This window comes from Streptomyces sp. NPDC012935 (assembly GCF_042900345.1).
In the GTDB taxonomy this organism is placed as follows: Bacteria; Actinomycetota; Actinomycetes; order Streptomycetales; family Streptomycetaceae; genus Streptomyces.
In genome coordinates, this window is the sequence record NZ_JBIBBC010000007.1 from 162,334 (window position 1) to 177,869 (window position 15,536).

11 protein-coding genes are annotated in these 15,536 nt (G+C 70.2%); 3 read left to right on the forward strand and 8 right to left on the reverse strand.

Translation table 11 applies throughout. The features are described 5' to 3' along the window. Positions 1–59 precede the first annotated feature (59 nt). From ACFY5C_RS19195 to ACFY5C_RS19205, 3 genes are all read left to right on the forward strand, one after another. Positions 60–2,390 (forward strand): polysaccharide lyase 8 family protein, encoded by a 2,331-nt coding sequence (locus ACFY5C_RS19195; RefSeq protein WP_389445663.1) that lies wholly within the window; start codon positions 60–62, stop codon positions 2,388–2,390. 154 nt (positions 2,391–2,544) lie between these two features. Further along, a complete protein-coding gene (locus tag ACFY5C_RS19200) occupies positions 2,545–4,128 on the forward strand; it encodes an acyl-CoA carboxylase subunit beta (RefSeq protein ID WP_389445664.1) in 1,584 nt (527 codons plus the stop codon). A 46-nt stretch (positions 4,129–4,174) separates the two neighbouring features. Further along, positions 4,175–4,369, forward strand: a complete 195-nt coding sequence (locus tag ACFY5C_RS19205) for an acyl-CoA carboxylase subunit epsilon (protein WP_389445666.1) — start codon at positions 4,175–4,177, stop codon at positions 4,367–4,369. A gap of 148 nt (positions 4,370–4,517) precedes the next feature. Here the strand turns inward: ACFY5C_RS19205 and ACFY5C_RS19210 are convergent, their stop codons facing one another. The 8 genes from ACFY5C_RS19210 to ACFY5C_RS19245 form a co-directional block, all read right to left on the reverse strand. Then, positions 4,518–5,099, reverse strand: coding sequence for an ATP/GTP-binding protein (locus ACFY5C_RS19210; protein WP_026248371.1), 582 nt, complete (start codon positions 5,097–5,099; stop codon positions 4,518–4,520). Further along, a complete protein-coding gene (locus tag ACFY5C_RS19215) occupies positions 5,080–5,652 on the reverse strand; it encodes a DUF742 domain-containing protein (protein WP_389445667.1) in 573 nt (190 codons plus the stop codon). The genes ACFY5C_RS19210 and ACFY5C_RS19215 overlap by 20 nt, the downstream gene beginning before the upstream one ends. Before the next feature lie 95 nt (positions 5,653–5,747). Beyond that, positions 5,748–6,161 carry a roadblock/LC7 domain-containing protein gene (locus ACFY5C_RS19220; protein ID WP_005479603.1) on the reverse strand — a complete coding sequence of 138 codons (414 nt, stop codon included), beginning with the start codon at positions 6,159–6,161 and terminating at the stop codon, positions 5,748–5,750. Between the two features lie 10 nt (positions 6,162–6,171). Beyond that, positions 6,172–9,405: a nitrate- and nitrite sensing domain-containing protein gene (locus ACFY5C_RS19225; protein ID WP_389445668.1), complete on the reverse strand. Its 3,234-nt coding sequence runs from the start codon at positions 9,403–9,405 to the stop codon at positions 6,172–6,174. A 388-nt stretch (positions 9,406–9,793) separates the two neighbouring features. After that, positions 9,794–10,369, reverse strand: coding sequence for an ATP/GTP-binding protein (locus tag ACFY5C_RS19230; protein ID WP_030051303.1), 576 nt, complete (start codon positions 10,367–10,369; stop codon positions 9,794–9,796). Continuing rightward, positions 10,350–10,748 (reverse strand): DUF742 domain-containing protein, encoded by a 399-nt coding sequence (locus ACFY5C_RS19235; protein WP_003997626.1) that lies wholly within the window; start codon positions 10,746–10,748, stop codon positions 10,350–10,352. Before ACFY5C_RS19235 ends, ACFY5C_RS19230 begins: the two co-directional genes overlap by 20 nt. A gap of 114 nt (positions 10,749–10,862) precedes the next feature. After that, on the reverse strand, positions 10,863–11,276 hold the full coding sequence (locus ACFY5C_RS19240; protein WP_093910158.1) for a roadblock/LC7 domain-containing protein: 414 nt from the start codon (positions 11,274–11,276) through the stop codon (positions 10,863–10,865). Positions 11,277–11,285: 9 nt separating this feature from the next. After that, a complete protein-coding gene (locus tag ACFY5C_RS19245; RefSeq protein ID WP_389445670.1) occupies positions 11,286–15,098 on the reverse strand; it encodes a nitrate- and nitrite sensing domain-containing protein in 3,813 nt (1,270 codons plus the stop codon). Positions 15,099–15,536 lie beyond the last annotated feature (438 nt).

Consider the following 15,536-nt stretch of genomic DNA (forward strand, 5'->3'; position numbering starts at 1 on the left):
ATTCAACATCATCCGCAAAGTGTTGGCGTGATTACTCTGAGGTGGTAGATGCCCATGACATGACCATTCAGCGCACCGGGCTCACGAGACCCACCCGCCGAGCCGTCCTGCTCGCGGCGGCGCTCCTGGCCACCGCCGCTCCCGCCGCCCGCACCGCCGCGGCCGACGCCTACGACACCCTCCGCCTCCGCTGGCTCGATATCGCCCTCGGCACGGGCTACGACCCCGCGGCGGAGCCGTACGCCTCCCGGCTGGCCGAGACCGGCACCCTCGCCCGCGGCTTCCGGGCCACCATGGCCCCCACGCCCACCTCCCTGTGGCCCGGCCACCCCTACGACCCGCCCGCCGGCATCACCCAGAGCTACAGCCGCCTGTGGACCATGACGCAGGCCTACGTCCAGCAGGGCACCGGCTCCACCGCCGACCCCGCCCTCCTCGCCGACGTCCTGCGGGGCCTCGACCACCTCTCCGCCACCGTCTACAACCCCTCCACCACCCGCTACGGCAACTGGTGGGAATGGCAGATCGGCAGCCCGCGCCTGCTGACGGACATCACGGCCGCCCTGTACGACCACCTCGGCGAGGCCCGGGTCGATGCCGCCTGCGCGGCCGTCGACCACTTCATCCCGGACGCGATGCTCACCGACTACTCCGGCACCTCCACCGGCGCCAACCGCGTCGACCTGTGCCGCAGCGTCGCCCTGCGCGGCATCCTCGGCCGGGCCCCGGCGAAGATCGCGCTCGCCCGGGACGCGCTCTCCCCGGTCTTCCCGTACGTCACGAAGGGCGACGGCCTCTACGCCGACGGCTCGTTCGTCCAGCACACCTGGGTCGCCTACTCCGGCACCTACGGCCAGGTCCTCCTCGACGGCCTCGGCCGCCTCTTCGCCCTGCTCGCCGGATCCGAGTGGCAGGTGACCGACCCGAAGAGGCAGATCGTCCTGGACAGCGTCGAGCACGCCTACGCCCCGCTCGTTCACGACGGGTTGATGATGGACAGCGTCAACGGCCGTGCCATCAGCCGGGGTTACCTCAAGAGCGACGACCGGCACGTGATGCGCAGCGACCACTTCCACGGTCAGGGCATCATCGCCGCCATCGCCCTGCTCGCGGGCGGCGCGAGCGCGGCGGAGCGGGAACGCTGGTACGGCCGTATCAAGGGCTGGATCGAACGCGACACGGTCACGCCGATCCTGACCGCCCGTCAGTTCGGGGTGGCCGACCTCGCCCGGCTGCACACCGTCGCCGAGTCGCCGGTCGCCGCGGCCCCCGAGCCGGTCGGCCATCACCTCTTCGCTGCCATGGACCGGGCCGTCCACCGCCGCCCGGGCTTCGTCGCCGACATCGCCATGGCCAGTGACCGCATCGCCCACTACGAATGCGGCAACGGCGAGAACCCGCGCGGCTGGCACACCGGCGCCGGAATGCTCTCCTGGTGGGCGCCGGGACTCGGCGATCAGTACACGGACTGGTACTGGCCGACCGTCGACTGGTACCGCCTCCCCGGTACGACGGTCTCCACCAAGCGCCTTCCCGACAGGGCGGGCGGCGAGTGGGGCGAGCCCAGGCCCGGCGTGCGGTGGGTCGGCGGCGCGACGGACGGCGAGTACGCGGCGATCGGGCAGCATCTGAAGGGCCTCGGCTCGACCCTGCAGGCCCGCAAGTCGTGGTTCTGCGCCGCGGACGCCGTGATCTGCCTGGGAGCCGGCATCACCTGCGCCGACGCAGTCCCCGTCGAGACCGTCGTCGACAACCGCAACCTGGGGGAGGGCGGCACCCAGACCTTCGTACGCGGCCCCGGCTGGGCCCACCTGGAGGGTCACGGCGGCTGGGTGGTGCCGTACGGCCGACTGCGCACCCTGCGCGAGGACCGCACCGGCGCCTGGGCCGACATCAACACCACCAGCACGACGGAGCGCCGCACCCGTCGCTGGCAGACCCTCTGGCTCGACCACGGCACGGACCCGACGGACGCGACCTACGTCTACGTCCTCATGCCCGGAGCCGGCCGGCACCAGGTGGCGGCCCGCGCCGCCCTGGGCACCCGCTGGCTGTCGGTCCTCGCCAACGACAGCGCGTGCCAGGCGGTGCACGTCCGTTCCCTGGGCCTCACCGCCGCCAACTTCTGGCAGCCGGGTACGGTGGGCCCGCTCACCGCCACCGCCGGTGCGAGCGTGCTGCTCCGCCGCCGGGGCCGTACCGCTACGCTCTGCGTGAGTGAGCCGCCGCGCTCGGGCGAGCCGCTGGAGATCACCTGGGACCACCCCGTACGCCGGGTTTTGCGTACGGACGACTCGGTCGAGATCCTCTCGACGGGACGCCGTCTGAGCGTCCGTGTCACTCCGGGGGTGGTATGCGCGACCCATCGATGTGAGGTGGCTCTCGCCTGACGGCTTTGTGCGACCCCAACAACCCGCACGCCCTCTGAGCAGTCAGAAGGGCTGCATGCCGCGACGGTTCTGTTCAGTGGTACCAGGAAATGGCTCCGGAGACTGTACGGAGTCAACGGCTCGCTTTCCCCGGTGTCCTTCGTAAGGTCACTACATGACCGTTTTGGATGAGGCACCGGGTGAGCCGATCGACGCCCGCGGGCGGACCGCCGAGCTGCACGAGATCCGTGCCCAGGCGCTGGCCGGCCCGAGCGAGAAGGCGACCACGGCGCAGCACGCCAAGGGCAAGCTGACCGCCCGGGAGCGCATCGAGCTGCTCCTGGACCCGGGTTCCTTCCGGGAGGTCGAGCAACTGCGCCGGCACCGGGCCCAGGGCTTCGGCCTGGAGTCCAAGAAGCCGTACACCGACGGTGTCATCACCGGCTGGGGCACGGTGGAGGGCCGCACGGTCTTCGTCTACGCCCATGACTTCCGCATCTTCGGCGGCGCGCTGGGCGAGGCCCACGCCACCAAGATCCACAAGATCATGGACATGGCCATCGCGGCCGGAGCTCCGCTGGTCTCGCTCAACGACGGCGCGGGCGCCCGTATCCAGGAGGGCGTCTCGGCGCTCGCCGGCTACGGCGGCATCTTCCAGCGCAACACCAAGGCGTCCGGCGTCATCCCGCAGATCAGCGTGATGCTCGGCCCGTGCGCGGGCGGCGCGGCCTACTCGCCCGCCCTGACGGACTTCGTCTTCATGGTCCGCGAGACGTCCCAGATGTTCATCACCGGCCCGGACGTGGTCAAGGCGGTGACGGGCGAGGAGATCACCCAGAACGGCCTCGGCGGCGCGGACGTGCACGCCGAGACCTCCGGCGTGTGCCACTTCGCGTACGACGACGAGGAGACGTGCATCGCCGAGGTGCGCTACCTGCTCTCGCTGCTGCCCCAGAACAACCGTGAGAACCCGCCCCGGGCGGAGTCCACGGACGCACCGGACCGCCGCAGCGACGTGCTCCTCGACCTGGTCCCGGCGGACGGCAACCGGCCGTACGACATGGCCAAGGTCATCGAGGAGATCGTCGACGACGGCGAGTACCTGGAGGTCCACGAGCGCTGGGCTCGCAACATCATCTGCGCGCTGGCCCGCCTCGACGGCCAGGTCGTCGGCATCGTGGCCAACCAGCCGCAGTCCCTCGCCGGTGTTCTGGACATCGAGGCGTCGGAAAAAGCTGCGCGCTTTGTCCAGATGTGTGACGCTTTTAACATCCCGATCGTCACCTTCCTGGACGTTCCCGGGTTCCTTCCGGGTGTCGACCAGGAGCACGGCGGAATCATCCGCCACGGCGCGAAGCTGCTCTACGCCTACTGCAACGCGACCGTCCCCCGGATCTCCCTGATCCTGCGCAAGGCGTACGGAGGCGCGTACATCGTCATGGACAGCCAGTCCATCGGTGCGGACCTCACCTATGCCTGGCCGACGAACGAGATCGCCGTGATGGGCGCGGAGGGTGCGGCCAACGTCATCTTCCGCCGCCAGATCGCCGAGGCCGAGGACCCCGAGGTCATGCGGGCCCGCATGGTCAAGGAGTACAAGTCCGAGCTCATGCACCCCTACTACGCGGCCGAGCGTGGCCTGGTGGACGACGTGATCGACCCCGCGGAGACCCGCGAGGTGCTCGTCAAGTCCCTGGCGATGCTCCAGACCAAGCACGCCGACCTGCCGTCCCGCAAGCACGGCAACCCCCCGCAGTAACCCACCGGTACCGCTGCGGAAACCTCTCTCACGGAGACTGACACCCATGAACCTCCCTGACATCCGCGTCGAGAAGGGCCACGCCGAGCCCGAGGAAGTCGCCGCCATCACGGCGATCCTGCTCGCGCGTGCCGCCGCAAGGCCCACCGACGCCGCCCCGGCCCACCGCGGCCGCGCCAAGGCCGGCTGGCGCCGCCTGGAGCGCGAGCCCGGCTTCCGCGCACCGCACAGCTGGCGCTGACCTCAAGAGCATGAAGAAGGGCCCCTCTCCGAGAGAGGGGCCCTTCGACGTTCCTGGGCGCTTAGGGGCGCGGGGAACTGCGCGAGGACCACCGACTGCCCGCAGACGGCCAATGACCGTGAGGGGCAGCCCGATGGCCGCACGTCCACTACCGCAAGCGAGCCATCAACGCGTGCTCCACGAGAGTGATCAGCGCCGACTTCGCGTCCGCCCGATGACGGGCGTCCGTCGTGATGATCGGGGTGTCGGGGCCGATCTGGAGGGCCTCACGGACCTCGTCCGGGTTGTACGGCTGATTGCCGTCGAAGCCGTTGAGCGCGATCACGAAGGGCAGACCCGAGTTCTCGAAGTAGTCGACCGCGGGGAAGCAGTCGGCGAGACGGCGGGTGTCCACCAGGACGATCGCGCCGATGGCGCCACGCACCAGGTCGTCCCACATGAACCAGAAGCGGTCCTGGCCGGGCGTACCGAAGAGGTACAGGATCAGGTCCTGGTCAAGGGTGATACGACCGAAGTCCATCGCCACCGTGGTGGTGGTCTTGTCCCCGGTGTGGGTGAGGTCGTCGATGCCCGCGGAAGCGGACGTCATGACGGCCTCGGTACGCAGCGGGTTGATCTCCGAGACGGCCCCGACGAACGTGGTCTTGCCCACGCCGAAGCCACCCGCCACCACGATCTTCGCCGAGGTGGTGGAGCGGGAAGGACCGCCGCTAGAGCTTGCGAAGTCCACTGAGCACCCTTTCGAGCAGTGTCACGTCTGGCTGGCCGCCGGCGTTCTCGTCGCCGCCGGGCTGATGGATGGCGACCAGGCCCGCCTCCGCCAAGTCGGCGACGAGGATCCTGGCCACGCCGAGAGGGATCGTCAGGAGGGCCGAGACCTCGGCGACCGACTTGATCTCACGGCACAGGTTGCAGATCCGCTGATGCTCGGGCAACTGGCCCTGCATCTGGTGCGGCTGCGCGGTGGTGTGCACCAGTGCCTCGATGGCGAGCTGGTAGCGCGGGCGCGTCCGGCCGCCGGTCATGGCGTACGGGCGCACCAGGGGGTTGGACGACGACCCGGCGGGTGCCGGCTCAGGGGCGCGTCGCTGCGGCTGCACCGGCTGGATGCGCGGCGCCGGCGGCTGGTCGTACGGCGAGGGCCCGGGGCCCTGCGGGGAGTACGGCTGCCGCTGGCTGGGCGTGGAGGGGAAGTTGTACCGGTTCCGGGAACCGTCGCCATGCCCCTGGCCAGGGCCGTACGACCAGTTGCCCGATGACGAACCGTCTGGGGGTGTTGCCACTTTCTCTCCTCCTCCGACCGTGCCTGGCACCCATCTTGTGGAGCCGCGTCCCGAAACCTTACGGCCACGGGACGCCAAAACGCACCGACTGTCTGTTAGTTGAGCAGGCTGCCCTGGAGCTCCGCACGCAGATCCGGCGTGAGGACGGTACCGGCACGGTCGACCAGAAGGGCCATCTCGTACCCGATGAGGCCGATGTCCGCCTCGGGATGTGCGAGAACTGCGAGCGAAGAACCGTCGGAGACGGACATGATGAACAGGAATCCCCGCTCCATCTCCACAACCGTCTGGTTCACGCTGCCACCCTCGAAGATGCGGGAGGCGCCTGCCGTCAGGGACGTCAGACCGGAGGCGACGGCCGCGAGCTGGTCGGCGCGGTCGCGCGGGAAGCCTTCGGACATCGCCAGAAGGAGTCCGTCGGCGGAGACCACCACCGTGTGCGACACCCCGGGGGTGTTGTCCACGAAGTTGGTGATCAACCAGTTCAGGTTCTGTGCCGCCTGGCTCATCGGGCTCACACTAACGCTCCTGGTTGTAGGTGCTGTCAGGGCCGAAGCCCTGGCCGTTCGTTTCGCTGTTTGCGCTGCGTCCCCGCTGGACACCGCGGCGCAGGTTGCTCAGCCTGCCCCGGACGTCCTCGGGAGCACGGGAGATCTGTGGACCTCCCTGGGGGGTGGTCTCAGCGGCTCCCTCGACCAGGTTGGCCTTGGGAACCCGCCTCGGCAGACCGGAGGAGGTGACCCCGCCCGCCTTGGGCTTCCGGAGCTGCGAGGCCTGCTGCCAGCGGTCGTCGTTGGCCGAACGCCAGCTGCTGTCGCCGTTGCTCTCCGGCGCGGGGGCCGACGGTTCCTGCCGCACGGGCCGTCCGCCGTTGCTGCCGCTCGCGCCCGATCCGCGGCGGGGGAGCCCGGCGTCGGTCATGGCGTGGGCGGCGGAGGAGGCCGGTCCCGGACGGTCGAAGCCTACGCGGTCGCGCTCGTTTGCGTCACCGGCCTGCGCAGATTCCGTTTCCGGAGCGTACTGGTCCTGATAGCCGTTCCCGAAGCCGTTCTGCTGCGGCCAGTCGTCCTGGTGGCGCCGCTGCTCGAAGGCCGGGAAGGACTCCGAGGCGGGGGCGCTCGGAGCCGCGGGCTCCTCACGGACCGGCTCCGCATAGGAGGGCTCGGGGTAGCCGCCGCCGGACGAGAAGGTGTCGTTCTGCTGCAGGCCGCCGTTGGGCGCGTAGTACGTGTCGTCGTACGACGCCCGCTGGGGCTCCTCGTACGCGGACCGCTGCTGCTCCTCGTACGACGTCTGCTGCTGCTCCTCGTACGACTGCTGCGGGTCGTACCCGCCCTGCTGCTCGGGGAAGCCGTTGTGACCGTCGTAGGCCGGCTGACCGGTGAAGTTGTCGTAGCCGGGCGCCTCGGGGTTCTCCGGGCCGTGGGACTGGGCCTCCAGGGCCGCGCGGCGCTCCTCGCGCATCAGGGAGCGGCCCACCGGGTCCAGATCGCGGATGTCGTCCGGGACCTCGGTGTAGCGGCTGTCGTCGAAGCCCAGCTCGGCGGCCGTGCGCATCGGCGGGCCGAAGCTCTCGCCACCCTGGAAGTTCTGCTCCGGGATGATCTGCGAGACGGTGAACTCGTCCTGGGCCGGCTGCTGCTCGCCGCCACCGCCGTGCGTGATGGCGTCGGGCAGCATGACAAGCGAGGTGGTGCCGGCCTGCTCGCCGGAGGGGCGCAGCTGGACGCGGATGCCGTGCCGGTCGGACAGCCGGCCGACCACGAACAGGCCCATGCGCTGGGATATCGCGGCGTCGACGGTCGGCGGGTTGGCCAGCTTGTGGTTGATGTCCGCGAAGTCCTCGGCGGTGAGGCCGATGCCCTTGTCGTGGATCTCGATCATGATCCGACCGTCGGGGAGACGGGTGGCGGTCACGCGAACCTTGGTCTGCGGGGAGGAGAACGTCGTCGCGTTCTCCAGCAGCTCGGCGAGCAGGTGCACGAGGTCGGTCACGGCGCGGCCGTGGATCTCGGCCTCCGGGACACCCGACAGCTCGATGCGCTCGTACTGCTCCACCTCGGAGGAGGCGGCACGCAGCACGTCGACCAGCGGGACCGGCTGGTCCCAGCGGCGGCCGGGCTCCTCGCCGGCGAGGACCAGGAGGTTCTCGCCGTTGCGGCGCATACGGGTCGCGAGGTGGTCCAGGCGGAAGAGGTTCTCCAGCTGGTCCGGGTCGGCCTCGTTGTTCTCCAGGTCGGTGATCAGGGTCAGCTGGCCCTCGATCAGCGACTGGTTGCGGCGCGACAGGTTGGTGAAGATCGCGTTGATGTTGCCCCGCAGCAGGGCCTGCTCGGCGGCGAGCCGGACGGCCTCGCGGTGGACCTGGTCGAAGGCGCGGGCGACTTCGCCGATCTCGTCGCGGGTGTTGATCGGGATGGGCTGGACGCGGGTGTCCACGCGGCCCGGGTCGGTGCGCGAGAGCTGGTCGACCAGCATCGGCAGGCGCTGCTCGGCGATGCCGAAGGCGGCGTTGCGCAGCTGGCGCATCGCGCGGCTCATCTGGCGGGCGACCATCCCGGCCAGGATGAACGCGGCGAGCAGGGCGACCACGACGACGGCGCCGGTGATCAGCGCGTCGCGCTTGGCGTCGTCCGAGATGGCGGACGCCTCGTTCACCGCGGTGCCCGCGAGGTCGTTCTCGATGTCGCGGTACGCGTTGTACTTGAGGGTGTTCACCGCCCACCAGTTGTCCCTGGTGATGCCCTGCGCGGCGAGGGCCTGGCGGTCACTGGGGTCCGTGGAGGACAGCTGCGCGATGGCCGAGACCATCGCGTTGTCCTTGGTGGGCGGCGGGACGTAGTCCGGGTTCTTCTGCTTGGCCGCCGCCGCCAGGGCCGCGCCCTCGGCCTTGATGTCCTTCGAGGCCTGCACCAGCTTGGCGTTGTCCGCCTCGGTGCCACCGCTCTGGTACTCCTGGATGGCGATGCCCTCCAGGTAGGCGTACGACGACAGGGCGACGCGCTGCTTGCCCAGGTCCTCGGCCTTGGGACCCGGCCGGGTCAGCATGTGCATACCGATGGAGCGCTGCAGCGAGAGCGCGCCCTTGGTGAGCGAGATGGCGTAGACCGTACGGCCGTAGCTGGTGATGTTTCCTGTGCCCAGGCCCAGCTCGTTGGAGAACTCCAGCAGTCGGTGCTCGACCGCGACGTAGCCCTCTTCGGTCTCCACGCCCTGGAGCTTGCTCGTGTAGGCGGCTGCGCGGAGCTTGGTCAGGTCCGGCTCGACCTCACGGAAGCGGTCCAGACGGCGGACCAGGTTGGGCCGGTCCGGCATGTTCTGGGCGGCCTCGTCGAAGGCGTCGGCGGCCTTGTCGGTGGTGGCGCGGGCCTTGACGACCGCCGGGTCGTCCTCGCCCTTGCCCGCCAGCAGGGGGGCGGCGGTCGTGTCGCGCTCCTCGAGGAGCGCGTCGCCGTAGGTCAGGGCGGCGGCGACCAGACGCGCGGTGTTCTCCGCGTCCTCGGCCTCCTGCCAGGTGTCGATCGAGCTCTTCACCTGGAAGCCGCCCATGACGAGGCCGACCATCACGGGTATGAGCAGGATCGCGTTCAGCCGGGTCGGCACGCGCCAGTTGCGCGGGGAGAGACGGCCGCCGCTCGGGGCCGGCGAGGCCGTTGGTTCCGATCCGGGCACATGGGCGGGCGCCGCTCCGCGCGGCGGCGGGGTGAAGTTGCCCCGGGCCGACGGCTCGGGACTGCTCTTGCTTCGCCTCACTCGACCAACAACCTTCCGGCGGGGTCGGCACCTACGTATGTGCCGCTGTGTCTCAGAGCCCAGTTCGCCATCGAGTACGCAGTACTGCTGAGTACGTCTTTGACTATTGGGCAGTTCTCGCATTCCAGCACGTCGGCCTGCGCTCTTCCAAACAGTGGAAGTCGAGGATTCCGCATGATGTAAGCCCTAGATAAAACGGTCATAAAGAGCGAGCCCCGCCAAAAGACGGGGCGTTCGTGCGCGCAGCGACACCGCTTGACCGCGACGAGTGGCCGTACCACCCGATTCCTCTGCCGAAACGTTATGAACAACGAAGCCGACCGTGTCAAAGGCCACAGCCGGCTCCGGTACATCTACGACAACTGCCGTAGGACGCTCCCGACTTGCGCTACCGCAGCCGCGCCATCAGCGCATGCTCGACCAGCGTGATCAGCGCGCTCTTGGCATCGGCCCGGTGCCGGGCGTCGGTGGTGATGATCGGCGCGTCCGGGCCGATCTGCAGCGCCTCGCGCACCTCGTCGGGTGTGTACGGCTGATGTCCGTCGAAGCCGTTGAGGGCGATGACGAACGGGAGCCCGCTGTTCTCGAAGTAGTCGACCGCGGGGAAGCAGTCGGCGAGACGGCGGGTGTCCACCAGGACGACGGCGCCGATGGCACCGCGCACCAGGTCGTCCCACATGAACCAGAAGCGGTCCTGGCCGGGCGTACCGAAGAGGTACAGGATCAGGTCCTGGTCAAGGGTGATACGACCGAAGTCCATCGCCACCGTGGTGGTGGTCTTGTCCCCGGTGTGCGTGAGGTCGTCGATGCCCGCGCTCGCGGACGTCATGACGGCCTCGGTGCGCAGCGGGTTGATCTCCGAGACCGCGCCGACGAACGTGGTCTTGCCCACGCCGAAGCCACCCGCCACCACGATCTTCGCGGAGGTGGTCGCCCGGCCTGGTTCAGAGCTTGCGAAGTCCACTGAGCACCCTTTCGAGCAGCGTCACGTCCGGAGCGCCGCCGTTGTTCTCGTCGCCACCCGGCTGGTGAATGGCGACCAGGCCGGCCTCCGCGAGGTCCGCCACGAGGATCCTGGCCACGCCCAGCGGCATGGAGAGGAGCGCCGACACCTCGGCGACCGACTTCACCTCACGGCACAGGTGGCAGATGCGCTGGTGCTCCGGGAGCAGTCCCATGAGCGCTGCCGGGTCGGCCGTGGTGCTGATCAGGGCCTCGATGGCCAGCTGGTAGCGCGGCCGGGTCCGGCCGCCGGTCATCGCGTACGGACGAACCAGCGGCTGGTCGCCCTCATCCTCGTACGGCTCCGCGTACGGATCATGAGAGGCGGTGGGCGGGGTCATGAATCCTCCGGGCTGGGACAGCAAGTCGGTCAGTCAAGCCGTCTGGTAAGGGGCCAGTGGGGGGATTGTGGCGGCCGGACGGTGATTTGGTGAGACGGGTGGATCCGTGGGCGATCAGTGGAGCAGACTGCCTTGGAGCTCGGCGCGCAGGTCCGGGGTGAGCACCGCGCCCGCGCGGTCGACCAGCAGCGCCATCTCGTAGCCGACGAGGCCGATGTCGCACTCGGGGTGCGCCAGGACGGCGAGGGACGAACCGTCCGAGACGGACATGAGGAAGAGGAATCCCCGTTCCATCTCCACGACGGTCTGGGCCACGCTGCCGCCGTCGAAGATCCGCGACGCCCCCGCCGTCAGTGAGGTCAGACCCGACGCGACGGCCGCCAGCTGGTCGGCTCGGTCCCGCGGGAAGCCCTCCGACATCGCCAGCAGCAGACCGTCCGCGGACACGACGACGGTGTGGGACACACCCGGGGTGTTGTCCACGAAGTTGGTGATCAACCAGTTGAGGTTCTGTGCCGCCTGGCTCATCTGGCTCAACTAACGCTCCTGCTGGTGAGTGGGGTTCGGGAAGCTGCCGGTCTGGCCGTTACCGACCTGGCGACCTTGCGCGATACCCCGACGGAGATTGGTCAGCCGACCGCGTACGTCGTCAGGCGCACGCGAGATCTGCGGACCGGCTTGGTGCTGTTGCTGCTGAGCCGTTCCCGGGACGAGGTTCGCCCTGGGAACCCGGCGCGGCAGGCCGGAGGTGGTGACCCCGCCTGCGGCGGGCTGCCGGACGCGTTCCGCCTGCCGGACGAGGTCGTCGTTCGGCGAGCTGCGCCAGGTGGTCGATGCGCCCCGCTGAGGAGCGGAGGACGGCTGCGGAGGCGCCGCGGGAGCCTGGGATTCCCGCGGAGCGGAGGCCGGAGCCTGGCCGCCCGCCTCGGGCTGCTGCCCCTGCGGACCGCCGTGGAACCAGTTGGTCTCCAGCGTGTCGTACAGCGGCGTACGCCCGTCACCGGGGCCGGTCGCGGGCGGCAGCGCCTCGGGCTCCTGCCGCGCGGGCCGCTGCTGCGGACGCTGCGGGGCCGGGGGCTGCGCGGCGCCGTAGCCGCCGCCGTACGTGCCGTTGACCTGCGGCTGCTGGAACTGTCCGGTGGAGTCCGGGTTCTGGCGGCCGGGCAGGGCGTGCTGGCCGGTCGAGCTGTTGTCGTAGGCCTGCGGGGCGGAGAACTGGCCCGTCTGCGACGAGTTGTTCTGACCGCCCTGCGGGTTGCCCTGGGGCCGCTGGAACTGTCCGGTGGGGTCCGGGTTCTGGCGGCCGGGCAGGGCGTGCTGGCCGGTCGAGCTGTTGTCGTAGGCCTGCGGAGCGGGGAACTGGCCCGTCTGCGACGGGTTGGTCTGACCGGCACCCGGGGTGCCGTAGACATCCGGGCGGACGAACTGGCCCGTGCTCTGCGGGTTGTACGAACCCGGCGACGTGGCGTCGAAGTCCGGGCGGGCGAACTCGGAGGCCGAGCCCGTGCCCTGGCGGTCGTCGACCCGCGGCATCCGGGAGGTCTGTGCGGAGTCCTCGTCGTGCCCGCGCGGGGTGTCGAGCGAGGCGCGCGGCACCGGCGGCTGCGCGTTCTCGTCGCTCCAGCTGGGGCGGGAGGGCTGGCTGCCGCCCGGCAGCTCGGCACGCGGGCCACCGCGCGGCGGCAGCTGCGGCTGACGGCCACGACGGCCCTTCTCGGCGGGCGGGTTCTGCTGGGAGGAAGGCCCACCCGGACGGGACTGGTCACGACCGGAGCCGCCGAAGGCGTCCTGGCCCGCACCGAACGGATCCTGACCCGTGCCCGCGGCCTGCAGGCCCTGCGGAGCACCCGGAGCCTGGCCACCGAAACCGGCACCCGCACCGGCGGGAGCCGGCCGGCCCTGCGACGGGGCGCCCGGACCCTGCGGTCCACGCGGTGCGCCGGGCCCACCCGGAAGTCCGCCGCCGTCGCGTCCCGGCAGCGCGGCCCGCGGTCCCTGACCGGCACCGAGGCGGCCCCCGCCGGACGCACCGGCACCGAGCGCACCACCCGCGGCACCACCCGGCGCACCCGCGCCGAGAGAGCCGCCGGACTGGCGACGGGCGGCAGCCGCACCGGCAGCGGCCTGCGCTGCGGCCGGACCACCGGAGGCGCCGGGACCGCCCGGGCCGGGCTTGCCCGGAGCGGGCTTCTTGCCGCCCTGGGCGACGTCGACGGGCAGCATGACCAGCGCGGTCGTACCACCTGAGTCGGAGGGGCGCAGCTGGATGCGGATGCCGTGCCGCTGCGACAGCCGGCCGACCACGAAGAGGCCCATGCGGCGCGAGACGGAGACGTCCACGGTGGGCGGCGAGGCGAGCCGCTCGTTGATCGCGGCGAGGTCCTCGGGGGAGAGGCCGATGCCGGTGTCGTGGATCTCGATCAGGACGCGGCCGTCGGGCAGCGCGTGACCGGTGACCTTGACCTTGGTCTGCGGGGAGGAGAACGAGGTCGCGTTCTCCAGCAGCTCGGCGAGCAGGTGCACGAGGTCGTTGACGACGCGGCCGGCCACTTCGGTGGTCGGCACGGACGACAGCTCGATGCGCTCGTACTGCTCCACCTCGGACGCGGCGGCGCGGAGCACGTCGACCAGCGGGACCGGACGGGTCCAGCGGCGGCCGGGCTCCTCACCGGCGAGGACGAGGAGGTTCTCACCGTTACGGCGCATGCGCGTCGCGAGGTGGTCGAGCTTGAACAGGGAGGACAGCTGGTCCGGGTCGGCCTCGCGGGACTCCAGTTCGGAGATCAGCGAGAGCTGACGCTGGATGAGGCCCTGGGAGCGGCGCGAGAGGTTGGTGAACATCGCGTTGACGTTGCCCCGCAGCAGGGCCTGCTCGGCGGCGAGGCGGACCGCCTCGCGGTGCACGTCGTCGAAGGCCGCGGCCACCTGGCCGATCTCGTCCCGGGAGTGCACACCGACCGACTCGACGGAGGTGTCGACGTCCTGCGGGTCCGACTCCGACAGCTGCTTGACCAGCTCGGGCAGCCGGTCCTGGGCGACCTTGGTGGCGGTCTCCTCCAGGCGGCGCAGCGAGCGGATCATGGAGCGGGCCACCACGAAGGCGCCGACCAGCGAGACACCGAGCACGAGCAGGATCAGCGCACCGGAGATGATCGCCTCGCGCTCCGACTCGTTGCGCAGCTCGCGGGCCTTTTGCTCCATGTCCTCCAGCAGCGTGGTCTCGATGGCCCGCATCTGCTGGATCTTGGTGGTGCTGTCGTCCACCCAGTCCTTGTAGGAGCGCTTCTCCAGGTCGTCGAGGGCGTTCGGGTTGCCGAGGGCACGGGTGGCGTACTTGTCGCTCGCCGTGATCGTCGGGTTGCCCTTCTCGATCGACTGCAGCAGGTCGGCGGCGCCCTGGATGCCGTAGATGCTCCTGAAGCTCTTCAGCTCGGAGCGCTGGCTCGTCAGGGCCGACTCGGCGTACAGCCGGTCGTTCTCGGAGAGCTTGCCCGCGGTGTCGTTGTTCGCGGGCAGCGCGGCGGCGAGGACGGCGCGCTGGATGGACGCGTACTCCTTGGCGGTGGAGAAGGCCGCCAGGGCACGCGTGCTCTGGATCATCTCCGGGTTGCTGGTCGCCTCCGCCATGTCCTGCGAGAGACCGAGCAGGTTGGTGATCAGGCGGTGGTAGGCCTCCACGGACTGCGTGGAGTTCTGCTTGGCCTGGTAGGCGGTGTTGCGGATCTTCGCGATGTCGCTCAGGTCGCCGACGAGCTGGACGAGGTTGTCACGGACGCCCTTGAGGTTGCCGTCCTTGCTGCTGTCGTCGATCTCCTCGGACGCCTCGATGAAGCTGTCCCTGGCCCGGTCCGTCTTGTCCCGGTAGCCCTTGACCGTGTAGTCCGTCGCCTTCGCGCCGTGCGCGAGCGGGCCGGCGGACTGGTCGCGCTCCTCCTGGAGCGCCGCGGCGAGCTCGGTGGCCCGCTTGGTCATGTCCGTCAGCAGCTTCATGTTGTCGAGCTGCTGGATGTCGTCCATGTTGTCGCTGATACGCAGGGCGCCCAGCGAGGTGGCCGCGACCACCGGGAGCGTCAGCAGCGCCACCAGGCGCGTGGAGATCCGCCAGTTGCGCAGGGCTATTCGCGCGCCCGGACCGGTGGCGGACTTGGGGGCCTTCTTCGGCGGCGGTGGCGCGGAAGCGCTGGCCGTCCCCGGGGAGGCCGACACGGCAGGGCGCCCGGAGCGCTCACCGCCGTCGACGGACACGGCCGGGCCCGGGTTCTGGGCGTGCTGGGGCGAGGGACCTCGGTCGGTCCCGCCGTGCTCCGGCTCCGCCGAAGCGCTGCCATCCCTCTTGAAACGTCCCTGCACTAGCGTCGCAACCTCTGGACCAGGCGCCCCTCCGCGTGAACGGACGGGCACGGTGTCGGCGTATTGGGGAGCGTCCTGAACACGCTCCCTGATGGTCGTGAGTGACCGGCGCTGGCTCCCCCTTCTAGCCGCCGCTCGGCGCTCGATGCGCCCCCTGTGCGCCGGCTCGATCCTGCGGCGGTCCGTGGAATTCCAGCACAGTGCCGGATCTCCAACAAGGCCCGTAGGTCGAGCCGTGACATACGTGACACCACGTGAGGGGGAGATTACCTGCCGTAGAAAATGATCCCGTCCAAATCGGACTTATGCCCGCGAGCCGCTCGGGCGTAGGACGTGTCCCAGTCGCCATGATCAGGAGCGGAATGATGGCTTCAGGGGGCCAATGTCCGTTTCGTGGGGGTGAAATGCGCGCCTGAATTGCCAGGTTCGTCCGCAGAG